The organism is Buttiauxella selenatireducens, assembly GCF_031432975.1.
Classification (GTDB): domain Bacteria; phylum Pseudomonadota; class Gammaproteobacteria; order Enterobacterales; family Enterobacteriaceae; genus Buttiauxella; species Buttiauxella selenatireducens.
In genome coordinates, this window is the sequence record NZ_CP133838.1 from 1,591,432 (window position 1) to 1,617,042 (window position 25,611).

The following is a 25,611-nucleotide window of genomic DNA, read 5'->3' on the forward strand; positions in this document are numbered from 1 at the left end:
TCTTATATTTTCGTATTTCTACTATATGTATAAGACTGTTTTGCTACAATCTCGCCTCATTTTTTGGAAGGACCGCAATTTTCTATGGTTTCTCAAGATAAAACAACACAAGCGCCTGGCTTACGACGTGAGCTAAAAGCGCGCCACCTAACGATGATCGCCATTGGCGGATCCATCGGAACCGGGCTATTTGTTGCCTCTGGTGCAACCATTTCTCAGGCGGGCCCTGGCGGTGCGCTACTCTCCTATATGCTGATTGGTCTGATGGTGTACTTCCTGATGACAAGCCTGGGTGAGCTTGCGGCATACATGCCGGTTTCTGGTTCTTTTGCCACCTACGGGCAACAATACGTTGAAGAAGGCTTTGGCTTCGCGCTGGGCTGGAACTACTGGTACAACTGGGCGGTCACTATCGCAGTTGACCTCGTCGCCGCACAGTTGGTGATGAACTACTGGTTCCCTGATACCCCAGGCTGGATTTGGAGTGCGTTGTTCCTCGGCATCATGTTCCTGCTGAACTACATCTCCGTTAAAGGCTTTGGTGAAGCAGAATACTGGTTCTCACTGATTAAAGTGACGACGGTTATCATCTTTATCATTGTCGGCGTGATGATGATTATGGGTATCTTCAAAGGTGCGCAACCTGCGGGCTGGAGCAACTGGACGATTGGTGATGCACCCTTCGCTGGTGGATTCTCCGCCATGATAGGCGTGGCGATGATAGTCGGCTTCTCCTTCCAGGGGACTGAGCTTATCGGTGTTGCTGCGGGTGAATCGGAAGATCCAGGTAAGAACATTCCACGTGCTGTGCGTCAGGTGTTCTGGCGTATCCTGCTGTTCTATGTGTTCGCGATTCTGATTATCAGCCTGATCATTCCGTATACCGATCCGAGCTTGCTGCGTAATGATGTGAAAGACATCGGCGTAAGCCCGTTCACCCTGGTATTTGAGCACGCAGGTCTGCTGTCTGCGGCGGCTGTTATGAACGCCGTAATCCTGACTGCGGTACTGTCTGCGGGTAACTCCGGGATGTACGCATCAACACGTATGCTTTACACCCTGGCCTGTGATGGCAAAGCACCACGCATTTTCTCTAAGCTGTCTGTGGGCGGCGTGCCGCGTTATGCGCTGATTGCGACAACAGTCGTTGCGGGTTTGTGCTTCCTGACATCGATGTATGGCAACCAGACCGTTTACCTGTGGCTGCTGAACACCTCCGGTATGACGGGCTTCATCGCGTGGTTAGGTATTGCGATTAGCCACTACCGCTTCCGTCGTGGCTATGTGAAACAAGGGCTTGATCTCAACGATTTGCCATACGTTTCAGGCTTCTTCCCTGTGGGCCCAATCTTTGCCTTCATTCTGTGCCTGATTATCACACTGGGTCAGAACTACGAAGCCTTCCTGGCCGATAGAATTGACTGGGCTGGCGTAACCGCAACCTACATCGGTATTCCATTGTTCCTGGCGATTTGGTTCGGCTACAAGATAACTAAAGGTTCTCGTTTCGTGAAATACAGCGAAATGACGTTCCCAAAAACGTTTAAAAAGTAAGATTGAAAAGGGCGCGATTATCGCGCCCTTTTTTATACTCGTCATACTTCAAGTTGCATGTGCGTTGGCTGCACTTGCTCACCCCAGTCACTTACTTTAGTAAGCTCCTGGGGATTCACTCCTTTGCCGCCTTCCTGCAACTCGAATTATTTAGAGTATATATTTAGTGCTCATTTTAACCGTTCAATCCCAATTCCCGCGAAATAGCGGCAGCGGTTTCCTGTAACGGCTTCAACAACTTCTTCTCTCCCACCTGGCGCAACTTGGCCGTTGAAAGCGAAATCGAAATCGAATAACTCACGCGATGGTGAATATCAAACACCGGCACCGCAATACATGAAACGCCCAACTCGTTCTCTTCCCGGTCCATCGCCATTTTCTGCTCGCGGATCTGCTCTAACTCCTGATACATCTGCTCAACGCTGGTGATGGTATTGCGGGTTAAAGGCTGGATCTCCTGCTGATGGCTCTCCCAATATTGCTCGACATACTCTGGGTGGCCAAAGGCCATATAAATTTTCCCCATTGCCGAGCAGTACAGCGGCATATGCTGGCCGATATAGGCTCTGGTACGCAGCATTCCCGTGGTGGGCTCGAGCTTATAGATCAGAATGGCATGATCGTCTTCGCGACTGGAAAAGTTTACCGTCTCGCCGGTGACGATATTCAGCGTTTCCAGATGCGGAGCTGCGACGTGAATGATATTTAACGACGAAAGTGCTTTTTGCCCAACCGAGATAAACTTGGTCGTCAGGCGATAGCTCCCCGCTGCGGGCGCTGGTGTCACGTATCCGCAGGACTGTAACCCCTGTAACAGGCGGTGCACGGTGCTTTTATTCAATTCTGCCAACTCAGATAAATGCGCCAGCGGGCAACCGTTGGGGTAATTACTGAGGATCTCAATGAGCTGCAGCCCTCGGAATAAACTCTGGCTGCCAGCCGGTCTGTCCTTTTCTTTGGTCACATCACTTTCTTTATCGCTCATCTCTCATTTCCCTAAATGTCACCGCGCTCTGATGGTAGCGCAAAGTGTGGCTTAGTTCACGATCTCAACAGACAAATATTAACACATTGATTTAAATGATTTTTAAAAAATGCCCATGCTTTGACTTGTTAAAAATTGAACTGTATATTTTTGAAATCAGATTTCGCATAGTGAAATTTAAGGTTCTAAATTCACTCACATCAGCCGTGAGTAAACCAGGAGTCAGGCATGAAAGTGACCTTTGAGCAGTTGAAGAAAGAGTTCGAAAGAGTATTGCTTGCACGTGGCGTAGCCGCAGAAACGGCGAGTGACTGCGCACAGATGTTTGCCCAAACAACCGAATCTGGCGTGTATTCACATGGCGTAAACCGTTTCCCTCGGTTCATCCAGCAACTGGAAGCGGGCGACATTATTCCTGATGCCCAACCAACGTGCGTCACTCGCCTGGGCGCAATTGAGCAGTGGGATGCTCATCGCTCAATCGGCAACCTGACCGCGAAAAAGATGATGGATCGCGCGATTTCGCTGGCTTCGGATCATGGCATTGGCCTTGTGGCGCTGCGTAATGCGAACCACTGGATGCGTGGCGGAAGCTACGGTTGGCAGGCGGCAGAGCAGGGCTACATCGGTATTTGCTGGACTAACTCGATTGCGGTGATGCCACCGTGGGGTGCCAAAGAGTGTCGCATCGGGACGAACCCGCTGATTGTGGCCATTCCAGGCAAACCTATCACTATGGTTGATATGTCGATGTCGATGTTCTCTTACGGAATGCTTGAAGTGAACCGTCTGGCGGGGCGTCAGCTTCCGGTCGATGGCGGCTTTGATGATGAAGGCAATCTCACGCGTGAGCCGGGTATTGTTGAGAAGAACCGACGTATTTTGCCAATGGGCTACTGGAAAGGATCAGGGCTGTCGATTGTGCTGGATATGATTGCGACGCTGCTTTCTAACGGTGCGTCCGTGGCTGAAGTCACGGAAGATAATAGCGATGAGTACGGCATCTCGCAGGTCTTTATTGCCATTGAAGTTGATAAGCTCATCGACGGTCCAACACGAGACGCCAAATTGCAGCGTATTGTTGATTATGTCGTTAGTGCCGAACGTGCAAATCCCGACGAAGCGGTGCGCCTGCCAGGCCATGAGTTTACCCGGTTGCTGGCTGAAAACCGCCAAAATGGTATCACCATTGACGACAGCGTATGGGCAAGAATTCAGGCGCTATAGCGGAGAAATACCATGATTTTTGGGCATATCGCGGATCAAAATCCATGTGTTTTCCCGGCGGCTATTACACAGGCACTGGACTTTTTGCGCACGACTGATTTTAGGACCGTTCAGCCGGGAGTGATTGAAATAAAAGGCCGTGATATTTACGCGCAGGTGTTGGATTTAACAACCCGCCCGGCTCACGAAAATTCTCCAGAAGTACATCGTCGTTATATTGATATTCAGTTTCTGGCATGGGGTGAAGAGATAATTGGTGTCGCGGCAGATAATGTCCAGAATGTTATTTCAATACCCTATCAAGAACAGCGCGATATTACTTTTTATCAGCAAATGGAAAATGAATCTTTTTTAACCATGGTGCCGGGAAGTTATGCCGTATTTTTCCCGAAGGATGTCCACCGCCCAGCCTGTAATAAAAATAAAGAAACGCCAATAAGAAAAGTTGTTGTTAAGGTGGCGTTAACGGAACTGAATTAAATATACACATCGCTCTTCTATATGCAGGGGTATTGGCTGCTCTCATTCATCTGATTGCCACCTGGCTGCATATAGAAGTTGCTCTGTATATAAAAAGGATAAAGGACACACAATGAAAGAGAACAACGCCGGTTTTATTATTGGCGCGTATCCTTGCGCACCTTCGTTTCACCAACAAGGAGAAGAACAAGAAACGCTATTCTGGCGGACATTAGCGGATGTCCCGGGGATTCGCGGTCTTGAGCAACCTTGCCTTGAGAATTTACATCCTTATGGCGATGAATATCTGTTTAAACATACGCCGGATGACTGGCAAATCGTCGTTACCGCCATTATGGAAACGATGCGGCGACGCGGTACAAATGGCGGATTTGGCCTGGCATCGAGCGATGAAGCACAGCGTAAAAGTTGCGTGGATTACTATCGCCATATATGGGAAAAAATTAACCGTACTAACGATCGCTTCGGTAAACAAAAGGTGATCGCACTGGAATTGCAGGCCGCGCCACTTGTGGGTGAAACCGATGTTTCGTCTATGGCTGAGTGTTTCGCACGATCGCTTGCTGAACTGCAAAGTTGGGATTGGTCGTGCGAATTGGTTGTTGAACATTGCGATGCCATGACACAACCAGCAGCACGCAAGGGTTTTCTCCCGCTGGAAGAAGAGCTCAAAGCAATCACTGACCGAAATGTGGGAATGTGCATCAACTGGGCCCGCTCCGCCATTGAAGGCCGCAACACAACACTCCCACTGGCTCACGCGAAACAGTGCCAGCAAGCCGGGAAGCTTTCCGCGCTGATGTTTTCAGGCACTGCACCTCATGGTGAGTACGGTGAATGGCAGGATTCGCATGCCCCTTTCGCCCCATTTACTGGCAGCGAAGCGGGTTGCATTGATAGTCTATTAACAGTGGAACGTGCCAGAGACATGCTGAAAGGTATTTCGCCTGCATCATTGAGTTTTATCGGTATTAAACTACTGGAAATAAATCCAATGGCTTCCGTGGAACACCGTGTGGCTATTTTAAAAGAGGGTGTCGCGGCATTGCGCTCTGCATTAAATAGCACGTTAACATAATAATAAAAGTCATTATTCGCAGATGTAAAAATCATTCTTTTCCTGTATGGAAAGGCGTGCCAGGTTCTGTTTATTTTAATCGAGAATAAATTATGAATACTCACTCTGTTACCCAAAAAAATGACATCCCGCGCCAGCGTTGGCTAAGGATTATTCCGCCAATCTTAATTACTTGTATTATTTCTTACATGGATAGGGTGAATATTGCCTTTGCTATGCCGGGAGGAATGGACAGTGATTTAGGTATTTCTGCCACTATGGCGGGGCTTGCTGGCGGTATCTTTTTCATCGGTTATTTATTTTTGCAGGTGCCCGGCGGGAAAATTGCCGTTCACGGTAGCGGCAAAAAGTTTATTGGCTGGTCGCTGGTGGCCTGGGTCATTATTTCGATTCTTACAGGATTAATTACAAACCAGTACCAGTTGCTGTTTTTACGCTTCGCGTTAGGTGTTGCTGAAGGGGGGATGCTGCCTGTGGTGCTGACAATGATCAGCAACTGGTTCCCGGACGCTGAACGTGGGCGTGCTAATGCCATTGTTATCATGTTTGTGCCGATCGCCGGGATTATCACTGCACCGCTTTCCGGCTGGATTATCTCGGCAATGGACTGGCGCTGGCTGTTCATTATCGAAGGTTTGCTTTCAGCTGTCGTATTAGTGCTGTGGTCGCTGACGGTCTGTGACCGCCCACAAGAAGCACGCTGGATAGATGAAAGAGAGAAAAAATGGCTGATTGCCACGCTCAGTGCTGAGCAAAAGCAACTCGCCACGACCGCCGTCAAAAATGCTTCGTTACGTACCGTGCTTTCAGACAGAACCATGTGGCAACTCATCGCACTCAATTTCTTCTATCAGACCGGGATTTACGGCTACACCCTGTGGTTGCCGACCATTCTCAAAGAGTTAACACATAGCACCATGGGGCAGGTGGGGATGTTAGCCATTCTGCCGTATGTCGGGGCGATGGGCGGCATGTTCCTGTTCTCCTCACTTTCTGACCGTACCGGTAAACGCAAACTGTTTGTCGCGCTGCCGCTGATGGGCTTCGCACTGTGCATGTTCATGTCTGTTGTGCTCAAAGAACACATTTGGCTCTCCTATGCGGCGCTGGTCGGTTGCGGTGTGTTTTTACAGTCTGCTGCTGGGGTGTTCTGGACGATCCCCGCACGTCTGTTTAGCGCAGAAATGGCGGGTGGTGCGCGAGGCGTAATCAACGCGCTGGGCAATCTTGGTGGGTTCTGCGGACCTTATGCCGTCGGTGTATTGATTACCTTCTACAGCAAAGATGCGGGTGTTTACTGCCTGGCGATTTCACTGGCGATAGCTTCGCTGCTGGCGCTGTTGTTGCCTGCGAAATGTGATGCTCCGAACAGCATTAACCTGGCTGAACCTGATGCACCGCTAACCCGCACCGCACACTGAGTTTTTATCTGATGACGCTTCGCTTATCTGACCGGGAATGGGGTCGTTCTTGTCAGGGAATAAGCGTTAGCGTCTTCCACCGGCAGGTTTGCACTGAAAAGAGAAAAACAATGAAACAACTATTCTGGCTGGGCATCGACTGCGGAGGGACCTATCTCAAAGCAGGGTTGTACGACCAGCAGGGCCGGGAATATGCCATCCATCGTCAGGCTTTAGCGACTCTCTGCGAGCAACCCGGCTGGGCAGAACGCGACATGCACGCGCTGTGGCAATGTTGTGCCGACACGATTGCCACATTGCTCAAGCGCTGTGGGATCGGTGGCGAACAGATCAAAGGTATTGGCATTTCGGCTCAGGGTAAGGGGCTGTTTTTACTTGATAAAAATGATCGTCCGTTAGGGCGTGCGATGCTTTCCTCCGATCGTCGGGCGCTGAATATCGTCAGCGACTGGCAGCGGGATCGTATTCCTGAACAGCTTTACCCACACACACTCCAGACGCTATGGACAGGGCATCCCGTTTCGTTGCTGCGCTGGGTAAAACAGCATCAACCGGAACGTTATCAACAAATTGGCACCGTGATGATGGCCCATGACTATCTGCGCTGGTGTCTGACGGGCGTGAAGGGATGTGAAGAGAGCAATATTTCTGAGTCCAATTTCTACAACATGAACACGGGAGAATATGACCCGCAGCTCCTGTCATGGTTGGGTATCGATGAAGTTTTTCCGGCGCTACCGCCAGTGGTAGGGTCGAGTCAACTTTGCGGGGAAATCACATCGGATGTTGCCGCCTTAACCGGTCTGGCGGCGGGGACTCCCGTTGTCGGCGGCTTGTTCGATGTGGTTTCTACCGCACTTTGTGCCGGTCTGCATGATGAAACCGCACTTAACGCAGTGATGGGAACCTGGGCGGTTACCAGCGGTATTGCCAATGGCATAAGCCAGCAAGAATCCCATCCTCATGTTTACGGGCGTTTTGTCTCCCCCGGTCAGTTTATTGTTCACGAAGCCAGCCCAACCTCGTCAGCCAACCTCGAATGGCTGACTGCGCAGTGTGGAAATCTGAGTTTTGACGAAATCAACAGTGCGGTTACAGCCCTCCCCAAAGCGGGTAGCGCCGTGATGTTTCTTCCCTTTTTGTACGGCAGCAACGCAGGGCTTGAGATGACCAGCGGTTTTTATGGTTTGCAGTCCTCGCACCATCGCGGGCATTTGCTTCAGGCGGTATATGAAGGTGTGGTATTCAGCCATATGACGCACCTCAACCGGATGCGTGAACGTTTTCATACTGCCAAAACGCTGCGCGTGACCGGTGGCCCGGCTCATTCTGACGTCTGGATGCAAATGCTGGCGGATGTCAGCGGCCTGCCCGTAGAGCTGCCGCAGGTTGAAGAAACCGGTTGTCTGGGGGCGGCACTGGCCGCGTTGGTCGGTACGGGGGAGTTCGCCAGTTTTGCGCAGGCGCAGCAGCAACTCACTCACGCTACGCGCGTCATCCAACCCGATCCCGCAGCCTGGCTGGCTTACCAGGAAAAATACCAAAAATACCAATTACTTGTTGAATCGTTGCAGAGCTACCACGCTCGCTGCGCATCGCTTAAACCCCTCAAGGAATCCACATTATGAGCCGTCCTTTGTTACAGCTTGCTCTCGACTACACCGAGCTCCCACCTGCATTGAGCGACGCCCTGTTGTTGCGCGATAGCGTCGATATTATCGAAGCGGGAACGCTTTTGTGTTTGACCGAAGGCCTGGAAGCGGTGCGCCAGCTACGAAAACTCTGCCCACATAAAATTATCGTCGCCGATTGGAAAGTGGCTGATGCGGGAGAAACGCTGGCCAAACAAGCGTTTGATGCGGGTGCCAACTGGATGACGGTCATTTGTGCCGCGCCGCTGGCTACGGTTGAAAAAGCACATCAGGTGGCAATGGAGCGGGGAGGGGAGATCCAGATTGAGTTGTTTGGCAACTGGACTTTTGACGACGCCCGCGCCTGGCATAAAGCCGGGATCCGCCAGGCAATTTACCACCGAGGGCGTGATGCACAAGCCAGTGGGCAAACCTGGGGTGAAGCCGATTTAGCGCGCATGAAAACTCTGTCGGATATTGGGCTTGAACTCTCGATTACCGGCGGCATCACACCGCAGGATCTTCCGCTGTTCCGCGATATCAAAGTGAAAGCGTTTATCGCTGGACGCGCACTGTCAGGTGCTGCAAATCCGCAGCATGTGGCACAAGATTTCCAGACGCAAATTCGTGATATCTGGGGGGCATAACGATGAGAGTCCATCCATTAGGTATCTACGAAAAAGCGCTGCCGAAACACCTTTCCTGGCCGGAACGCCTGGCGCTGGCAAAAAGCTGTGGTTTTGATTTTGTCGAAATGTCGCTCGATGAAACTGACGAACGCCTTGCACGTCTGGAGTGGAGCACCACCCAACGCGCTTCGTTAGTGGAAGCGATGCTGGAAAGTGGCGTCACTATTCCGTCGATGTGCCTTTCAGCACACCGCCGCTTCCCGTTTGGTAGCCACGATGAAACTGTGCGCGAGCGAGCCCGTGAGGTGATGAGCAAAGCAATTAAGCTGGCCCGTGATTTAGGGATCCGCACCATTCAGCTTGCAGGTTACGACGTCTATTACGAAGAGCGTGACGACGGGACGCAACAACGTTTTGCGGAAGGGCTGGCGTGGGCAGTAGAACAGGCGGCAGGTGCGCAAGTGATGCTGGCGGTCGAAATTATGGATACCGAATTTATGAATTCGATAACCAAATGGAAGAAGTGGGACAACCTGCTTTCGTCGCCGTGGTTCAGCGTTTATCCCGATGTCGGCAATCTCAGCGCCTGGGGCAATGACGTGTCGGCGGAGCTCACGCTTGGCATTGACCGTATCGCGGCCATTCATCTCAAAGATACTCAGTTAGTCACAGCAACCAGCGCAGGGCAATTTCGCGATGTGCCCTTTGGCGAGGGTTGCGTCGATTTCGTTGGCGTGTTCCGCACATTAAAGCAGCTCAATTATCGTGGGGCATTTTTGGTGGAAATGTGGACGGAGAAAGCGAAAGAGCCCGTGCTGGAGATCATTCAGGCGCGACGCTGGATTGAAGAGCGCATGCAGGAAGGGGGATTCGTATGTTAGAGCCATTAAAGCAGCAGGTGCTGGAGGCGAATCTCGCCCTGCCAGCCCATCATTTGGTGACGTTTACCTGGGGAAATGTCAGCGCTATCGACCGCGAGCAGGGTTTGGTGGTGATTAAACCTTCGGGCGTGGAATACGACGGAATGCGTGCCGAGGATATGGTCGTGGTGGATTTGCAAAGCGGTGCGGTGGTGGAAGGCTGCAAAAAACCGTCATCGGATACCGCAACGCATCTCGCGCTATACCGCCGTTTCCCGGGCATCGGCGGCATTGTTCACACCCATTCACGTCATGCCACTATTTGGGCTCAGGCCGGGCGTGATTTACCGGCCTGGGGCACCACGCATGCGGACTATTTCTATGGCACGATCCCCTGTACGCGCTTGATGACGCAGGAAGAAATTGCCGGAGAATACGAGCATCAGACAGGCGAAGTCATTATTCAGACATTTATTGAGCGGGATATCGACCCGTTGCAGGTTCCGGCGGTGTTGGTCAATGCTCACGGCCCGTTTGCCTGGGGGAAAGACGCAGCAGATGCGGTGCATAACGCGGTGGTTCTGGAAGAGTGCGCCTACATGGGGCTGTTTTCCACGCAATTAACCCCACAATTGAGTGGTATGCAGCCACAATTGCTCGATAAACACTATTTACGCAAACACGGTAAAAGCGCCTATTACGGCCAGTAACAACCACAAGCCCTCATCCAAACCAGGTGAAAAATGGATGAGGGCTGATTCTTGCAACATCAAACCTCAGCAAATTCCTCGGTTACAACTCCACGCGATACATTACAAATTTTAACAATTTGATTGATAACCATTCTCGTTTAATTTATGGTGTCGCCACGCTTTTCCTCGGCTGGATGTCGATGAGTTAAGCCTGCCGTCTGTGGCCAAAGTAGCCTGTGACGCATCAAGGAATGTGAGCGTAGTCCATTGTTAAAGTTTGCTATTCACCTCATGGAGAAAGGAATGTTAAGGTTGAATCCCATCGTCCGGGGAGGACTTTGCGCGTCAATAATCACAGTTGCGTTTCCGGTCATTGCCGAAGAACGTGAAGACACTATGGTGGTTACTGCGTCTGCTACCGAGCAAAACCTCAAAGATGCCCCAGCCAGTATTAGCGTGATTACTCAAGAAGATCTGAAGAAAAAGCCTATCCAGAACCTGAAAGATGTCTTGCAGGAAGTCCCGGGTGTGCAACTGACCAATGAAGGGGATAACCGCCAGGGCGTCAGTATTCGTGGTCTGGACAGTAGCTACACGCTGATTTTGGTGGATGGCAAGCGTGTGAACTCGCGTAACGCCGTATTCCGTCACAATGATTTTGACCTTAACTGGATCCCGGTTGATGCGATTGAACGTATCGAAGTGGTGCGTGGACCGATGTCATCGCTATACGGTTCAGATGCATTAGGCGGCGTGGTTAACATCATTACGCGTAAAGTCGGTAAGGCCTGGCACGGCACCGTGACGGCGGATACCACTATTCAGGAAGACCGCGATCGCGGTGATTCTTATAACAGCAACTTCTTTGCCAGCGGCCCAATCATTGATGATCTCCTTGGGGTCAAAGTTTACGGCAACCTTGGTAAGCGCGAGAAAGATAAGCAAGAGCCGTCCAGCACCAGCGCTACGGGCGAGACGCCGCGTATTGAAGGTTTCACTACGCGCAGCGGCAGTGCTGAATTTGCCCTGACGCCGACCGAAAACCAGGACATGAGCTTTGGTTATGGATTTGACCGCCAGGACAGGGATTCAGATTCCCTGAACAAAAACCGCATGGAGCGCCAGGATTACTCGATTTCCCATAATGGGCGTTGGGGTTACGGCAATACCGAACTGCGTTTCTATGGCGACAAGATTGATAACCTCAATCCAGGCAACAGTTCACCGATCACGTCGCGCAACAACAGCCTCGACGGCAAACTGGTTCTGCCTTTGGGTGACATTAACCAGTTGCTGACCTTTGGCGGTGAATGGCGTCACGATAAGTTAACTGACCCTGTTAACCTCACCGGCAGCAATAGCACCGAAACCTCTGCCAGCCAGTACGCCCTGTTCCTGGAAGATGAATGGCGGATATTCGAACCGCTCGCGTTGACCACCGGCGTGCGTATGGATGACCACGAGACTTATGGCGATCACTGGAGTCCGCGTGCCTATCTGGTGTACAGCGCGACCGATACCATCACCATGAAAGGCGGTTGGGCAACGGCATTTAAAGCGCCATCGTTGCTGCAACTTAGCCCGGACTGGACCAGCAACTCTTGCCGTGGCTCTTGTAAGATTGTCGGCAGCCCAGATCTAAAACCGGAAACCAGTGAAAGCTTCGAGCTGGGTTTGTATTACGCAGGTGATGAAGGCTTGCTGGATGGGGTGTCAGGCAGCATCACGACCTTCCAGAATAATCTCGACGATATGATCGATATTAACCGGACATCCAGTCGTACTCAGGCACCGTCTTATCCTAACTTCGTTGGTTTTGATAGCGCAGGCCGCCCGATCTTCAAATACTACAACGTCAACAAAGCACGCGTACGCGGTGTCGAAACCGAGGTGAAAGTCCCGTTCAACGACCAATGGAAATTGACGCTGAACTACACCTATAACGACGGTCGTGATTTGAGTGGCGGTGGCAATAAGCCTCTGGCTTCGCTGCCATTCCATACTGCAAACGGTACAGTGGATTGGGCTCCACTGGATGACTGGTCATTCTATGTTTCTGCGAACTATACCGGGGAGCAGCGTGCAACAACCGACGGTGCAGCAACGCCTGGCGGTTATGTGGTGTGGAATACCGGTGCTGCGTGGAAGGCGACGAAAAGTGTCAAATTACGTGCCGGTGTGCTGAATCTGGGCGACAAAGATTTGAGTCGTGATGATTACAGTTACAACGAAGATGGCCGTCGTTACTTTATGGCGGTGGATTACTCGTTCTAGTTTTTCCCCTCCCCTCACCCTAACCCTCTCCCCCAGGAGAGGGGATTGCCCGGAGTTCTCCCTCGCCTGTGGGAGAGGGGATTGCCCGGAGTTCTCCCTCCCTGTGGGAGAGGGGATTGCCCGGAGTTCTCCCTCGCCTGTGGGAAAGGGGGTTGCTCGGTATTCCCCCTCTCCTGGGGGAGAGGGCCGGGGTGAGGGCAAAATCAGCTAAGCCAAATGCTCCGCATGGAACCGCAAATGATCTTCAACAAATGAAGAGATGAAATAATAACTGTGATCGTAACCAGGCTGCACGCGCAACGTTAACGGCCAGTTTTTCTGGCGCGCAACTTCAGCAAATTGCGCAGGTTGCAGTTGATCCGCGAGGAATTGATCGGCATCGCCTTGATCAATCAGCACGGGGATCGCCTGTGCGCTATCGGCCTGCATCAGTAAACAGCAGCTATCCCACTCGCGCCATTTCTCTTCGTTCTCACCTAAATAAGCGGTAAAGGCCTTTTGCCCCCACGGCACGCGGGTTGGATTCACAATCGGTGCAAAGGCAGACACGGAACAATAACGTCCTGGATTTTTTAACGCGATGCTCAATGCGCCATGACCCCCCATCGAATGGCCGAAAATAGAGGCTTTCTCGCTGATGCTAAAATTATCGGCAATCAACGCAGGCAGTTCATCGTTAACATAGTCGTACATGCGGAAATGGTCAGCCCAGGGCTGCTCGGTCGCGTTCAGGTAAAAACCTGCCCCCTGGCCGAGATCGTAACTTTCATTATTTGGCACGTTCTCACCGCGTGGGCTGGTATCCGGCATGACCAGCACAATACCCAGTTCTGAAGCAACACGCTGTGCGCCCGCTTTGGTGGTGAAGTTTTCATCGTTACAGGTTAAACCGGAGAGCCAGTACAGAACCGGCGGAGGAGTGGTGCGTGGCGTTGGTAGAAAAATACTGAACGTCATCGGGCATTTCAGCACTGTGGAATCATGGCGCCAGCGCTGCTGCCAGCCTTCGAAACAGCGGTGTTCTTCTAGAAGTTCCATCCAGAGGTTCCTTATTTATACCCTTCATACTTCAAGCTGCATGCGCGTTGGCTGCGTTCAGTCACCCCAGTCACTTACTTTAGTAAGCTCCCGGGGATTCGTTCACTTGGCGCCTTCCTGCAACTCGAATTATTTTGGGTAAATATTCAATATCAATGAACAAGTTTCACTTCTCCTCAGTCTAGCCATGCGGCATCATGCTGGCAACGAAATCGTAACAATTGGGGGTTGCGTGGCGGCACGTATCGCATTGATGGGATTTCTGGTGTTGGTCGTCGCAATGGGCATTGGCCGTTTTGCGTTTACGCCACAAGTCCCGCTGATGATAGCGGAAGGGCAACTGACCCTAACCAGTGCGGGTTTGGTCGCGGCAATTAACTACCTCGGTTATCTGGTGGGGGCGTGGGATGCCATGCGTGCGCATCGGCGTGTCGAGTTACGTTTACTGCTCGGTGTCTGGGGCGCGGTGATATTGACGCTACTGTCTGCCACCGTGGATGCGGCATTGTGGCACGCACTGATTCGTTTTCTGATTGGCGCAGCAAGCGGCTGGGCGATGGTGTTAATTGCCGCCTGGAGCAATGAGCAACTGGCTCATTTAGGCAAACCCGGTTTAAGCGCTGCGGTCTTTGCAGGCCCGGGTGCCGGAATATTTATCAGTGGTTTGTTGGCGGTTGCGATTCACAGTTACGGTTTATCCGCAAGCCTTGCCTGGCTGGTCTATGGTTTTCTGGCGCTGTTTTTCATTGTGTTGATTGCCCGCAACTTGCCGCGAAAAGGGGAGTTGCATCGACCGGAAACGGCACCTGAACCGTTAGTCTTAACGGTGCCGCTCAAACGCCTGGTCTGGAGCTACAGCCTGGCCGGATTTGGGTATATTCTGCCCGCCACGTTTTTATCGCAGATGGCCAGCGTCCGTTTTCCCGGTAGCGCATTTGCACAATTCGTCTGGCCAATATTTGGTGGGGCGGCGGTGTGTGGCATTTTACTTGGAATTGCTGCACGTCGCTGGCTGCAAAGCAATCAGCGGCTGGCGTTAGTGCTCTGGTTACAGGCACTTGGCGTGTTTGCCTCAGAAATGATCCCGGGTATGACAGGGCTGGTTTTGGGGTCGTTGCTGGTTGGGGGCGGGTTCTTATGTGCGGTGCAACTGTCGTTACAATATGGCCGTGAACTGGCTCCGCAGCATACTCGTTACATGGCGGGATTGCTGACCACCGGATACGCGATGGGGCAATTAGTCGGGCCGATGTTATCGGCGATATCCACGTCGCTAACCGGTCAACTCGAGCCCGCATTATATGCCGCCGGATTTGCATTATTGATCGGCGGTGGTTTGGTTTGGCGTAAATAATTAAGCTTTCGACGATTTCAATAATTATCGTTCGCACTACTGGATTATGCGACCGCGCTCACGCACAATGAGCGTACACTTTGCCCCACGTAGGGCCGAGGTCAGCCACACCTGCAGGAGAAATAGTATGCCATCATTAAGTCCAGAAGCCGCACTGGTTCACGAAGCATTAGTTGCACGCGGCCTGGAAACCCCGCTGCGTCCGCAATTGCGTGAACTTGATAACGAAACCCGCAAACGTCAGATTGCCGAGCATATGACGGAAATCATGCAGTTGCTGAATCTTGATTTGAGCGACGACAGCTTGATGGAAACGCCGCATCGCATTGCCAAAATGTATGTCGATGAGATTTTCTCTGGCCTCGATTATGCCAATTTCCCGAAAATCACCGTCATCGAAAATAAGATGAAGGTCGATGAAATGGTCACTGTGCGCAACATTACGCTCACCAGTACCTGCGAACACCATTTCGTGACTATCGACGGCAAGGCGACGGTTTCTTACCTTCCGAAAGACACTGTGATTGGTCTGTCGAAAATTAACCGCATTGTGCAATTCTTTGCACAGCGTCCGCAGGTTCAGGAGCGCTTAACTCAGCAAATCCTGATTGCTCTGCAAACATTGCTTGGCACCAACAATGTGGCGGTATCTATTGATGCGGTCCATTATTGTGTGAAAGCCCGTGGCGTGCAGGATGCAACCAGTGCGACAACCACCACATCGTTAGGCGGATTGTTCAAATCCAGCCAGAATACACGTCAGGAATTTCTGCGCGCTGTGCGTCATAACTAACATTAATTAGGCAGGGTGTATGGAGAGAAACGTTACGCTGGATTTTGTCCGTGGCGTCGCTATTCTCGGCATTCTGCTGCTTAATATCGTGGCCTTCGGTTTACCGAAGGCGGCGTATCTCAATCCCGCATGGTCCGGTACGATTACCGACAGAGACGCCTGGACATGGGCCATTCTGGATCTCTTCGCTCAGGTTAAATTCCTCACCTTATTCGCTCTATTATTTGGCGCCGGCCTACAGATGTTGTTACATCGTGGCAAACGCTGGATCCAGTCACGTCTTACGCTATTAGTCCTGCTCGGTTTCATACACGCTATCTTCTTGTGGGAAGGCGATATATTGCTGGCCTACGGGCTGGTAGGACTGGTGTGCTGGCGCTTGATTCGTGACGCACCGGGCATTCGTTCGCTGTTTAACACTGGCGTTTTGTTGTATATCACCGGCATTGGTGTGCTGCTGTTGCTGGGCTTTATCTCCGGGGACGCGCCAAACCGTTCGTGGGTTCCTGATGCAGCTAATTTGCAGTATGAGCAATGGTGGAAACTCAATGGCGGCAGCGAAGCCATCAGTAATCGCATTGACTTGCTCTCCTCGAATTTGGTGGCGCTAGGCGCACAATATGGCTGGCAACTGGCCGGGATGATGCTGCTGGGTGCGTCATTAATGCGTAGCGGCTGGTTGCGCGGGACGTTCAGTTTGCATCATTACCGCCGCACCGGTTTGTGGCTCATCATCGTCGGGTTGTTAATCAACATTCCGGCTATTTACGCCCAGTGGCACCTTGGCTGGACGTATCGCTGGTGCGCTTTCTTGTTGCAGGCACCGCGTGAATTGAGTGCGCCGTTTCAAACCATCGGTTATGCCGCGCTGGCATTTGGTTATTGGCCGCAGCTTTCGCGCTTGCGCGTCGTCAACGCGGTGGCACATGTTGGGCGCATGGCGCTGTCGAATTACCTGCTGCAAACACTGATTTGCACCACTTTCTTCTTCCATATGAATGGTTACATGAAGTTTGACCGCCTCTCCCTGTTGGCGTTTGTACCGTTCGTCTGGGCGATGAATATTCTGTTCTCACTTTTGTGGTTGCGTTACTTCCGCCAGGGACCGGTTGAGTGGCTGTGGCGACAGCTAACCGCCCGCGCTGCCGGGGTCTCCCTGAAGCATCCAGCAAGATAATGATATACATCACAAACGTTAACGAATTGTATGTAACCGTTTTCATTGATGTGATCATCCTCACGTAGTCATTCCTGAGTCGCTGCCAGAATACTCACCTAGCCAAATACAGGGTGTATTCATGAGACTAACTCCTCTTTCGACTGGTGAAAAAAATGATCACCATTCGTGACGTTGCCCGCATCGCCGGTGTCTCAGTGGCGACCGTTTCCCGTGTACTTAATAACAGCGCGCTCGTCAGTGCAGACACCCGTGAAAATGTCATGCAGGCGGTGTCGCAACTGGGGTATCGGCCAAACGCCAACGCCCAGGCGTTAGCAACGCAGGTTAGCGACACCATCGGCGTAGTGGTTATGGATGTGTCTGACCCGTTCTTTGGCGCACTGGTTAAAGCAGTGGATGTTGTGGCGCAGCAACACAACAAATATGTGCTCATCGGCAACAGTTATCACCAGGAAGAAAAAGAGCGTCATGCCATTGAGGTGTTGATTCGTCAACGCTGTAACGCATTGATTGTTCATGCTAAAGCACTTAGCGATCAAGAGTTAGGTGAGTTCCTCGATCACATTCCAGGCATGGTATTGGTTAATCGCATTGTTCCGGGCTACGAGCACAGATGTGTGGGGCTCGATAACGTCAGCGGTGCGTTGATGGCAACACGAATGCTGTTTAATCAAGGTCATCAACGCATTGGTTATCTGGCGTCCAGCCACGCGATTGAAGATAACGCACAGCGCCGGGAAGGGTGGATGCGCGGCATGACGGAGCAGGGCATTACACCGCCAGAAAGCTGGGTGGGCGTGGGCTCGCCGGATATGCAAGGTGGTGAAGCGGCAATGGTGGAATTACTGGGCCGTAACCTGCAACTCAGTGCTGTGTTTGCTTACAACGACAGCATGGCTGCTGGCGCATTAACCGCCTTGAAAGACAACGGAATTATCGTGCCGCATCATGTGTCAGTGATTGGTTTTGATGACATTCCTATCGCGCGTTACACCGATCCGCAACTCACCACGGTGCGTTACCCCATTGTTTCAATGGCGCGACTGGCGACCGAACTGGCGTTACAGGGCGCAGCAGGAACGCTCGATAATGGTGCAACACACTGTTTTATGCCGACTTTAGTCCGTCGCCATTCAGTGGCTCCACGGCAAATTGCGGCACCGATCACTCTCTGAACAAAGTCTTTGATGTAACCGGTTTCAATTTGTGAGTAAATTCACAGTTAATTAACATTACGATGACTATGATGTCAGCGTTTTATCAGCTGAAACTATATGTAACGGTGATTAATCGGTTTATCTATAGGTGTTCAGCAAAAACTATCAATAAAAGCAGTTATGGATCGTTACCGAACACGGAAGAGTTTTTTTAATATAGAAAATTTTCGGCATTCAGTAACGTTTTTATAACAGTGCTGCCTGCCTGAATACCCCTTGAACTACCCTGCAAAAAACCGGAGATACCATGAATAAGAAGGTTTTGACCCTGTCCGCCGTTATGTCTTGCATGTTGTTTGGTGCAGCCGCTCATGCAGCTGATACTCGTATTGGTGTGACCATTTACAAATACGACGATAACTTCATGTCAGTAGTTCGCAAAGCGATTGAGAAAGACGCAAAAGCTTCACCGAACGTAGAACTGCTGATGAACGACTCCCAGAACGACCAGTCCAAGCAGAACGATCAGATTGACGTGCTGTTGGCAAAAGGCGTTAAAGCGTTGGCAATCAACCTGGTTGACCCGGCAGCAGCGGGTACGGTTATCGAAAAAGCACGCGGCCAGAACATTCCAATCGTGTTCTACAACAAAGAACCTTCTCGCAAAGCGCTGGATAGCTACGACAAAGCTTACTACGTAGGTACTGATTCTAAAGAATCAGGCATCATTCAGGGTGACCTGATTGCTAAACATTGGGCGGCTAACCCAGCATGGGATCTGAACAAAGATGGTCAGATTCAATTCGTTCTGCTGAAAGGCGAACCAGGCCACCCGGATGCTGAAGCACGTACGACCTATGTTATTAAAGAGCTGAATACCAAAGGCCTGAAAACCCAACAGCTGCAGTTAGACACCGCAATGTGGGACACCGCTCAGGCAAAAGATAAGATGGATGCATGGCTGTCTGGCCCGAACGCGAACAAAATCGAAGTAGTCATCGCCAACAACGATGCGATGGCAATGGGTGCAGTTGAAGCGCTGAAAGCGCACAACAAATCTTCTATCCCAGTATTTGGCGTAGATGCCCTGCCAGAAGCACTGGCTCTGGTTAAATCTGGCGCAATGGCCGGTACCGTTCTGAACGATGCTAACAACCAGGCTAAAGCAACCTTCGATCTGGCTAAAAACCTGGCCGATGGTAAGCCTGCCGCTGAAGGCACTAAGTGGAAGATCGATAACAAAATCGTTCGTATCCCTTATGTCGGTGTTGATCAGAGCAACCTGGCTGAATTTACTGGTAAATAAGTAATGTAGTTGGTTTACACCGGGCGCGTTATGCGCCCGGATTTGGGCCTGATACTCAGTGACATAGGTATAACTATGGTCGACAATACTATAAATTCGTCGTCGGAATATTTGTTGGAAATGACCAACATTAATAAATCATTCCCCGGCGTTAAGGCACTGGATAATGTTAATTTAAAAGTCCGTCCTCACTCCATTCACGCATTAATGGGAGAGAACGGTGCAGGTAAATCAACATTATTAAAATGCCTATTTGGGATCTACAGCAAAGATTCCGGCAGCATCCTTTTTCAGGGAAATGAAGTTAACTTCTCCAGCACCAAAGAAGCGCTGGAAAACGGTATTTCTATGGTGCACCAGGAATTAAACCTGGTTTTACAACGTACCGTAATGGATAACATGTGGTTGGGTCGTTACCCTACCAGAGGTGTCTTTGTCGACCAGGACAAAATGTACCGCGATACCAAACACATTTTCGATGAACTGGATATTGATATTGATCCGCGCGCCCGCGTAGGCACGCTGTCAGTTTCGCAAATGCAGATGATCGAGATTGCTAAAGCGTTTTCTTACAATGCCAAAATTGTCATCATGGATGAACCCACATCCTCGTTGACAGAAAAGGAAGTTAACCACCTTTTCAAAATCATTCGTAAATTAAAAGAACGTGGCTGCGGTATCGTTTATATTTCTCACAAAATGGAAGAAATCTTCCAACTGTGTGATGAAATTACTATTTTACGTGACGGACAGTGGATTGCCACCCAGCCATTAGAAGGGCTGGATATGGATAAGATCATCTCCATGATGGTTGGCCGCTCGTTGAACCAGCGCTTCCCGACAAAAGAAAACGTGCCGGGTGAAGTGATTATGGAAGTCCGTAATCTCACCTCTTTGCGTCAGCCATCGATTCGCGATGTTTCCTTTGATTTGCATAAAGGGGAAATTCTCGGGATTGCCGGTCTGGTCGGTGCAAAACGTACTGATATTGTTGAAACGCTTTTTGGTATCCGCGAAAAGTCAGACGGTACTATTACGCTGCACGGCAAAAAAATTAATAACCATACCGCGAATGAAGCTATTAACCACGGTTTTGCGTTGGTTACTGAAGAGCGTCGCTCTACCGGTATTTACGCGTACCTTGATATTGGCTTTAACTCGCTGATTTCTAATATTCGCAATTATAAAAACAAAGTTGGCTTGCTGGATAATTCGCGCATGAAAAGCGATACCCAATGGGTAATCGACTCAATGCGTGTCAAAACACCCGGTCACCGCACTGCAATTGGTTCACTGTCAGGTGGTAACCAACAGAAAGTGATTATCGGCCGTTGGTTATTAACCCAGCCAGAAATTTTAATGTTAGATGAACCAACTCGTGGGATTGATGTTGGGGCTAAATTTGAAATTTATCAGCTCATTGCTGAACTGGCCAAAAAAGGGAAAGGAATCATTATTATTTCGTCCGAAATGCCAGAGTTGTTAGGGATTACAGATCGTATCCTGGTAATGAGTAATGGTCTCGTTGCCGGAATTGTAGACACTAAAACAACCACGCAGAACGAAATATTACGTCTTGCGTCTGTGCACCTTTGATAATTTAGGGGCTATTAAAATGAGTGCGTTAAATAAGAAAAGTTTTCTAACTTATCTGAAAGAAGGCGGCATTTATGTCGTATTGCTGGTGCTACTGGCGATTATTATTTTCCAGGATCCAACGTTTTTAAGCTTAATGAACTTAAGTAACATCCTGACTCAATCTTCGGTGCGTATCATTATTGCACTGGGTGTGGCAGGGCTGATTGTGACTCAGGGTACTGACCTTTCAGCAGGTCGTCAGGTTGGCCTGGCCGCGGTTGTTTCTGCGACCTTCTTGCAGTCGATGGAAAACGTGAACAAAGTTTTCCCTGACATGCAAACCATGCCAATTCCGTTGGTTATCCTGATCGTGTGCGCTATCGGCGCAATCATTGGTCTGGTTAACGGCATTATCATCGCATACCTGAACGTGACGCCGTTTATCACCACATTGGGTACGATGATCATCGTTTACGGTATCAACTCCCTGTACTACGACTTTGTTGGTGCATCGCCAATTGCGGGGTTCGATAGCGGGTTCTCGACCTTTACCCAGGGCTTTATCAAGATGGGTAACTTTAAGCTTTCGTACATTACGTTCTACGCGTTGATTGCGATTGGCTTTGTTTGGGTCCTGTGGAACAAAACGCGCTTTGGTAAGAACATCTTTGCCATCGGTGGTAACCCGGAAGCGGCTAAAGTTTCTGGTGTTAACGTCGCACTGAACTTGATCATGATTTATGCGCTGTCTGGTGTGTTCTACGCCTTCGGCGGGATGTTGGAAGCCGGACGTATCGGTTCTGCAACCAACAACCTTGGCTTCATGTACGAACTGGATGCGATTGCAGCGTGCGTAGTTGGCGGCGTGTCATTCAGCGGCGGTGTGGGTACGGTAGTGGGTGTGGTGACCGGTGTTATTATCTTCACCGTAATCAACTACGGCCTGACGTATATCGGCGTGAACCCTTACTGGCAGTACATTATTAAGGGTGCGATTATTATCTTCGCGGTAGCACTGGATTCACTGAAATACGCGCGTAAGAAGTAATACTGATTGTTCTGGAAAGACCCGCACAGAGATGTGCGGGTTTTTTTATTCGTGCTATTTCTTCTCTTCTTTCTGCAATTCGAGCAATTGCTCAGGCGTTACTGCCGGATAAGCTTGCGCATCTTCCGGTACTTCATGCATTGCAGGGATCGGCACCAGAGGCCCAAGAAAACGCGGTTCACGCTTGAATATGTACAAATCCGCCAGCGCCCCTAAACGAGCGCCAAACTCGCGAACACGCACAGTCATCATATTTTTCGGTGAAGGAACGGCATAACACTGCGCCTGGATCCCCATATGCAGGGCGATAAACAGCGCACGTTCGCAATGGAAACGCTGGGTGATAATGATGAAATCGTTGGTATCAAAGACCTTGCGGGTACGAACGATGGAGTCCAGAGTCCGAAATCCGGCGTAATCCAGCACGATATCGGCCGGGTCAACACCACCGGCAATCAAATCTTTACGCATCGTCATGGGTTCGTTGTAACTTTGCAGCGCATTATCGCCACTTAACAGCAGGTAGTTCACTTTACCGCTGTTATAGGCATTTAACGCACCCTGGATACGATATTGATAATACTGGTTAATTACACCAGTCCGGTAATACTTGGCGGTTCCGAGCACCACACCGACCTGGCGATACGGTAAATCTTGCAGATCGTCGTAGACGTAAGGTGCGGTTTTCCAGCTTATCCAGCGGTCAAGACAAAGCGCAGCTACCACAGCCAATCCGATTATGACCAACAGGCTATAAAACACGCGCTTCAACATGGACTTGCGGCTCAATAAAGGGAGGGAATTTAATCCAAGGCTACTTTACCTGGTGGTGAAGAGCAAGTGTATCCCCGTCATACTTGAAGCTGCCTCTGCGTTGGCTGCACTCACTCACCCCAGTCACTTACTCAAGTAAGCTCCTGGGGAATCCTGAGTTTGCCGCCTTGATGCAACTCCAATTATTTAGGGTATAACGGCGGTAATGTAATGATTAATTCAACAAGGCGCGATCGAAATTCATGCAGCCCAGCGCTTTGAGCGTAGCAGCGGTGGCGTCCCACTGTGTCAGTGGTGCGTCAGCTTTTTCAGCAAGGATGGCACGCTGAATATCGTTGTAGTCGTAACCCGACAGACTTAACAGATTAAGCGCTGCTTGTAGTGGCGGCAGGGAAGGGTTGAATGCCGCGTTTTCTGCATAGCTGCCTTTGAAAATCGTTCCGTCACGCATTTCCAGCGCAACACCTGATGGTGCATTGCTGTACGGCGCATGGCTGCGGTTTGCTGCCGCAATGGCTGCCTGGCTCAATTCATCGCCCTGCAATGCAAAGCCATGATCCATTTCATCAAGTAACAGGGTTTTGATTTCTAAATCACGTGGGCCAAATGCATCAGGCAGATAATCGCCGAGGGTGGCAGGATTACGGCCTGGCAAATTAATACGCAGTGCCACGCCACTATTCAGTTCATTCATAAACTGGCGGCAGTGGCCACACGGCGTGTAGTTAACGGTGATGGCGGAAAGTGCTTTTTCACCGCGCATCCACGCGTGAGTAATTGCGCTCTGCTCGGCATGAACGGTCTGCTGCATGGTGGTGCCAGGAAACTCCATATTGCCACCAAAATAAAGATTACCGCTTACGCCGCGAGCAACAGCGCCCACGTAGAACTTTGATAAATCAGCGCGGGCACATGAAGCGGCGAGTGGCAGTAATGCAAAAGCCAATGCATCGTCATCCAGCCCGGTCTGAGCTTTCAGTGATTCAACTTCTGACGCACTAAACATTGCCGGGAAATGAGCATCAGTAAGCAAAGGTTGCAGTGCGGCTTGCAGTGAAGCCGGGAGTTGTGCGAGAGCTGCCTGAAAACGTGAGCGCATTGATCGAGCCTCATAACAAGTAATTGAGCTGTCTTTATTGATCGACAGTTTACGGGTCTGTATAGGCTTTATATGTGATCTTTATCCAATTACAAATGCAACATATGAAATAAAGAATGAAAATGCGCGATCTCTCGCAAGTTTTAACCTACAACCGACAAAATAATAGGGAACAGGAACGGGGCAATCAGTGACGTGATGATGCCGCAAATCACCAGTGCCAATGAGCTAAACGCACCTTCCTGGAAATCCACTTCCGCGCAACGAGCGGTGCCCAGGGCGTGTGAAGCCGCCCCCATCGCTAATCCTCGTGACGATTTAGTTGTAATACGCATCAGATTTAACAACGTATGACCAAACACGGCACCCAGAATACCGACGAAGATCACGCAAACCGCGCTAATTGCCGGAATACCGCCAATGCTGCCGCCGACGGCCATGGCAATCGGTGTTGTGACTGATTTAGGCAGGATTGATGCGGCAATTTGTGGGGTTGCGCCCATCAGCAGTGCCACAGAAGTACCGGTAATCATCGCCACCATGCTGCCAATAAAGCAGATAGTAATAATTGATTTCCAACGTGCGCGGATCTGGTGAAGCTGTTCGTAAAGCGGGAAGGCGAGTGCAACAACCGCGGGTTGCAGCAAGTCATTCAATATTTTACTGCCTTCGAAATAATGTTCGTAAGGCGTACGGGTGAATACCAGGATTGGAATTATCACAATCATGGATATCAGAAGCGGATTCAGGATCGGCGATTTATAACGTACAGCGACATGGCGGGCGAGGAAAAAAGTCACCAGTGTTAAGGGTAAAGACCACCAAATATGATGCATCATTTTTTATCACTCTCGCATTCACCCACTACTTTACGTTCGCCATGAATTAAATGGGAACACCAACTCACGACCACTAACACCACCAACGTACTGATTAAACATGACACGACCACAGGGCCAAATTGCTGCTTTATCACATCGACATACTGCATTACGCCTACGCCAATCGGCACAAACAACAGCGCCATATTACGAATCAATAACTGACAACCGGGCTTAACCCATTTGGCAGGGACGATTTGCAGTGATAGCAAAATAAACAGAATTAGCATGCCAATAATACTGCCAGGAATAGTAATAGGAAGCAGTGATGAAATAGCAATGCCTGCATATAAGCATATGTAAATTAAGATAAATGCCCGCAGGTACTGCCATATTGCGGTAAATGAGTTACGCATAGTGATTACCTTTTAGAAAACGCATTCATCATACAATTAAACTCAAAAATGTGCTACCGGTCACATCATGAATTATTAGCATACCAAACATTCCAGATTGGAACGTTTATACCCTTCATTCTTCAAGCCGCAGGTGCGTTGACTGCACCCGCGCGCCCCAGTCACATAGTTAGCTATGCTCCTGGGGACTTACGGCCTGGTCGCCTGCCTGCAACT

The 25,611-nt window shown here is 50.3% G+C and carries 23 protein-coding genes; 17 read left to right on the forward strand and 6 right to left on the reverse strand.

Features of this window, described 5'->3' with window-relative positions; all coding sequences use genetic code 11:
- Positions 1-84 precede the first annotated feature (84 nt).
- Entirely contained in the window at positions 85-1,554 is a 1,470-nt protein-coding gene (locus tag RHD99_RS07410) for an amino acid permease (RefSeq protein ID WP_183269939.1), read from the forward strand.
- 175 nt (positions 1,555-1,729) lie between these two features.
- Here RHD99_RS07410 and RHD99_RS07415 read toward each other — a convergent pair whose 3' ends face one another.
- On the reverse strand, positions 1,730-2,539 hold the full coding sequence (locus RHD99_RS07415) for an IclR family transcriptional regulator (protein WP_309878169.1): 810 nt from the start codon (positions 2,537-2,539) through the stop codon (positions 1,730-1,732).
- 228 nt (positions 2,540-2,767) lie between these two features.
- Between RHD99_RS07415 and yiaK the strand changes: the two genes are divergently transcribed.
- The 9 genes from yiaK to cirA all read left to right on the forward strand — a co-directional run bounded on the left by yiaK (position 2,768) and on the right by cirA (position 12,831).
- Positions 2,768-3,766 (forward strand): 3-dehydro-L-gulonate 2-dehydrogenase, encoded by a 999-nt coding sequence (gene yiaK / locus RHD99_RS07420; protein ID WP_309878171.1) that lies wholly within the window; start codon positions 2,768-2,770, stop codon positions 3,764-3,766.
- 12 nt (positions 3,767-3,778) lie between these two features.
- Positions 3,779-4,246: a NanQ anomerase/TabA/YiaL family protein gene (locus RHD99_RS07425; RefSeq protein WP_183269936.1), complete on the forward strand. Its 468-nt coding sequence runs from the start codon at positions 3,779-3,781 to the stop codon at positions 4,244-4,246.
- A gap of 112 nt (positions 4,247-4,358) precedes the next feature.
- Positions 4,359-5,324, forward strand: a complete 966-nt coding sequence (locus tag RHD99_RS07430) for a DUF4862 family protein (RefSeq protein ID WP_309878173.1) — start codon at positions 4,359-4,361, stop codon at positions 5,322-5,324.
- Positions 5,325-5,416: 92 nt separating this feature from the next.
- Positions 5,417-6,745: an MFS transporter gene (locus RHD99_RS07435; RefSeq protein ID WP_183269934.1), complete on the forward strand. Its 1,329-nt coding sequence runs from the start codon at positions 5,417-5,419 to the stop codon at positions 6,743-6,745.
- Positions 6,746-6,855: 110 nt separating this feature from the next.
- A complete protein-coding gene (locus tag RHD99_RS07440) occupies positions 6,856-8,373 on the forward strand; it encodes an FGGY-family carbohydrate kinase (RefSeq protein ID WP_309878175.1) in 1,518 nt (505 codons plus the stop codon).
- Positions 8,370-9,023, forward strand: coding sequence for a 3-keto-L-gulonate-6-phosphate decarboxylase UlaD (gene ulaD, locus RHD99_RS07445; protein ID WP_309878176.1), 654 nt, complete (start codon positions 8,370-8,372; stop codon positions 9,021-9,023). The genes RHD99_RS07440 and ulaD overlap by 4 nt, the downstream gene beginning before the upstream one ends.
- A gap of 2 nt (positions 9,024-9,025) precedes the next feature.
- Positions 9,026-9,886 carry an L-ribulose-5-phosphate 3-epimerase gene (locus tag RHD99_RS07450; RefSeq protein WP_309878178.1) on the forward strand — a complete coding sequence of 287 codons (861 nt, stop codon included), beginning with the start codon at positions 9,026-9,028 and terminating at the stop codon, positions 9,884-9,886.
- Complete coding sequence (araD, locus tag RHD99_RS07455; RefSeq protein ID WP_309878179.1) at positions 9,880-10,575, forward strand: L-ribulose-5-phosphate 4-epimerase; 696 nt, start codon at positions 9,880-9,882, stop codon at positions 10,573-10,575. Before RHD99_RS07450 ends, araD begins: the two co-directional genes overlap by 7 nt.
- 285 nt (positions 10,576-10,860) lie before the next feature.
- Entirely contained in the window at positions 10,861-12,831 is a 1,971-nt protein-coding gene (gene cirA / locus RHD99_RS07460; RefSeq protein ID WP_183269929.1) for a catecholate siderophore receptor CirA, read from the forward strand.
- A 207-nt stretch (positions 12,832-13,038) separates the two neighbouring features.
- On the opposite strand, the gene fghA is transcribed toward cirA, so the two are convergent.
- Positions 13,039-13,869 (reverse strand): S-formylglutathione hydrolase, encoded by an 831-nt coding sequence (gene fghA, locus RHD99_RS07465; protein ID WP_309878180.1) that lies wholly within the window; start codon positions 13,867-13,869, stop codon positions 13,039-13,041.
- Positions 13,870-14,101: 232 nt separating this feature from the next.
- On the opposite strand from fghA, the gene RHD99_RS07470 reads away from it, so the two are divergent.
- The 7 genes from RHD99_RS07470 to mglC all read left to right on the forward strand — a co-directional run bounded on the left by RHD99_RS07470 (position 14,102) and on the right by mglC (position 22,285).
- Entirely contained in the window at positions 14,102-15,223 is a 1,122-nt protein-coding gene (locus RHD99_RS07470; protein WP_309878182.1) for a YbfB/YjiJ family MFS transporter, read from the forward strand.
- Between the two features lie 127 nt (positions 15,224-15,350).
- Complete coding sequence (gene folE / locus RHD99_RS07475) at positions 15,351-16,016, forward strand: GTP cyclohydrolase I FolE (RefSeq protein ID WP_064545000.1); 666 nt, start codon at positions 15,351-15,353, stop codon at positions 16,014-16,016.
- 19 nt (positions 16,017-16,035) lie between these two features.
- On the forward strand, positions 16,036-17,193 hold the full coding sequence (gene yeiB, locus RHD99_RS07480) for a DUF418 domain-containing protein YeiB (protein WP_309878185.1): 1,158 nt from the start codon (positions 16,036-16,038) through the stop codon (positions 17,191-17,193).
- Positions 17,194-17,348: 155 nt separating this feature from the next.
- Positions 17,349-18,371 carry an HTH-type transcriptional regulator GalS gene (gene galS / locus RHD99_RS07485; protein WP_183269925.1) on the forward strand — a complete coding sequence of 341 codons (1,023 nt, stop codon included), beginning with the start codon at positions 17,349-17,351 and terminating at the stop codon, positions 18,369-18,371.
- Between the two features lie 289 nt (positions 18,372-18,660).
- Positions 18,661-19,659, forward strand: coding sequence for a galactose/glucose ABC transporter substrate-binding protein MglB (mglB, locus tag RHD99_RS07490; protein ID WP_183269924.1), 999 nt, complete (start codon positions 18,661-18,663; stop codon positions 19,657-19,659).
- A gap of 75 nt (positions 19,660-19,734) precedes the next feature.
- Complete coding sequence (mglA, locus tag RHD99_RS07495; protein WP_309878188.1) at positions 19,735-21,255, forward strand: galactose/methyl galactoside ABC transporter ATP-binding protein MglA; 1,521 nt, start codon at positions 19,735-19,737, stop codon at positions 21,253-21,255.
- Positions 21,256-21,274: 19 nt separating this feature from the next.
- Positions 21,275-22,285, forward strand: a complete 1,011-nt coding sequence (gene mglC / locus RHD99_RS07500; RefSeq protein ID WP_183269922.1) for a galactose/methyl galactoside ABC transporter permease MglC — start codon at positions 21,275-21,277, stop codon at positions 22,283-22,285.
- A gap of 54 nt (positions 22,286-22,339) precedes the next feature.
- On the opposite strand, the gene sanA is transcribed toward mglC, so the two are convergent.
- From sanA to RHD99_RS07520, 4 genes are all read right to left on the reverse strand, one after another.
- Complete coding sequence (gene sanA / locus RHD99_RS07505; RefSeq protein WP_183269921.1) at positions 22,340-23,059, reverse strand: outer membrane permeability protein SanA; 720 nt, start codon at positions 23,057-23,059, stop codon at positions 22,340-22,342.
- A gap of 214 nt (positions 23,060-23,273) precedes the next feature.
- Positions 23,274-24,158, reverse strand: a complete 885-nt coding sequence (gene cdd, locus RHD99_RS07510) for a cytidine deaminase (protein WP_309878189.1) — start codon at positions 24,156-24,158, stop codon at positions 23,274-23,276.
- Positions 24,159-24,301: 143 nt separating this feature from the next.
- Positions 24,302-24,997 carry a CidB/LrgB family autolysis modulator gene (locus RHD99_RS07515; RefSeq protein WP_309878191.1) on the reverse strand — a complete coding sequence of 232 codons (696 nt, stop codon included), beginning with the start codon at positions 24,995-24,997 and terminating at the stop codon, positions 24,302-24,304.
- Positions 24,994-25,395 carry a CidA/LrgA family protein gene (locus RHD99_RS07520; protein ID WP_183269918.1) on the reverse strand — a complete coding sequence of 134 codons (402 nt, stop codon included), beginning with the start codon at positions 25,393-25,395 and terminating at the stop codon, positions 24,994-24,996. Before RHD99_RS07520 ends, RHD99_RS07515 begins: the two co-directional genes overlap by 4 nt.
- Positions 25,396-25,611 lie beyond the last annotated feature (216 nt).

Excerpts from the sequence above, each read along its gene's own strand:
- RHD99_RS07410 (WP_183269939.1), top strand. The coding sequence starts at position 85 with ATGGTTTCTCAAGATAAAACAACACAAGCGCCTGGCTTACGACGTGAG.
- RHD99_RS07415 (WP_309878169.1), bottom strand. The coding sequence starts at position 2,539 with ATGAGCGATAAAGAAAGTGATGTGACCAAAGAAAAGGACAGACCGGCT.
- yiaK (WP_309878171.1), top strand. The coding sequence starts at position 2,768 with ATGAAAGTGACCTTTGAGCAGTTGAAGAAAGAGTTCGAAAGAGTATTG.
- RHD99_RS07425 (WP_183269936.1), top strand. The coding sequence starts at position 3,779 with ATGATTTTTGGGCATATCGCGGATCAAAATCCATGTGTTTTCCCGGCG.
- RHD99_RS07430 (WP_309878173.1), top strand. The coding sequence starts at position 4,359 with ATGAAAGAGAACAACGCCGGTTTTATTATTGGCGCGTATCCTTGCGCA.
- RHD99_RS07435 (WP_183269934.1), top strand. The coding sequence starts at position 5,417 with ATGAATACTCACTCTGTTACCCAAAAAAATGACATCCCGCGCCAGCGT.
- RHD99_RS07440 (WP_309878175.1), top strand. The coding sequence starts at position 6,856 with ATGAAACAACTATTCTGGCTGGGCATCGACTGCGGAGGGACCTATCTC.
- ulaD (WP_309878176.1), top strand. The coding sequence starts at position 8,370 with ATGAGCCGTCCTTTGTTACAGCTTGCTCTCGACTACACCGAGCTCCCA.
- RHD99_RS07450 (WP_309878178.1), top strand. The coding sequence starts at position 9,026 with ATGAGAGTCCATCCATTAGGTATCTACGAAAAAGCGCTGCCGAAACAC.
- araD (WP_309878179.1), top strand. The coding sequence starts at position 9,880 with ATGTTAGAGCCATTAAAGCAGCAGGTGCTGGAGGCGAATCTCGCCCTG.
- cirA (WP_183269929.1), top strand. The coding sequence starts at position 10,861 with ATGTTAAGGTTGAATCCCATCGTCCGGGGAGGACTTTGCGCGTCAATA.
- fghA (WP_309878180.1), bottom strand. The coding sequence starts at position 13,869 with ATGGAACTTCTAGAAGAACACCGCTGTTTCGAAGGCTGGCAGCAGCGC.
- folE (WP_064545000.1), top strand. The coding sequence starts at position 15,351 with ATGCCATCATTAAGTCCAGAAGCCGCACTGGTTCACGAAGCATTAGTT.
- yeiB (WP_309878185.1), top strand. The coding sequence starts at position 16,036 with ATGGAGAGAAACGTTACGCTGGATTTTGTCCGTGGCGTCGCTATTCTC.
- galS (WP_183269925.1), top strand. The coding sequence starts at position 17,349 with ATGATCACCATTCGTGACGTTGCCCGCATCGCCGGTGTCTCAGTGGCG.
- mglB (WP_183269924.1), top strand. The coding sequence starts at position 18,661 with ATGAATAAGAAGGTTTTGACCCTGTCCGCCGTTATGTCTTGCATGTTG.
- mglA (WP_309878188.1), top strand. The coding sequence starts at position 19,735 with ATGGTCGACAATACTATAAATTCGTCGTCGGAATATTTGTTGGAAATG.
- mglC (WP_183269922.1), top strand. The coding sequence starts at position 21,275 with ATGAGTGCGTTAAATAAGAAAAGTTTTCTAACTTATCTGAAAGAAGGC.
- sanA (WP_183269921.1), bottom strand. The coding sequence starts at position 23,059 with ATGTTGAAGCGCGTGTTTTATAGCCTGTTGGTCATAATCGGATTGGCT.
- cdd (WP_309878189.1), bottom strand. The coding sequence starts at position 24,158 with ATGCGCTCACGTTTTCAGGCAGCTCTCGCACAACTCCCGGCTTCACTG.
- RHD99_RS07515 (WP_309878191.1), bottom strand. The coding sequence starts at position 24,997 with ATGATGCATCATATTTGGTGGTCTTTACCCTTAACACTGGTGACTTTT.
- RHD99_RS07520 (WP_183269918.1), bottom strand. The coding sequence starts at position 25,395 with ATGCGTAACTCATTTACCGCAATATGGCAGTACCTGCGGGCATTTATC.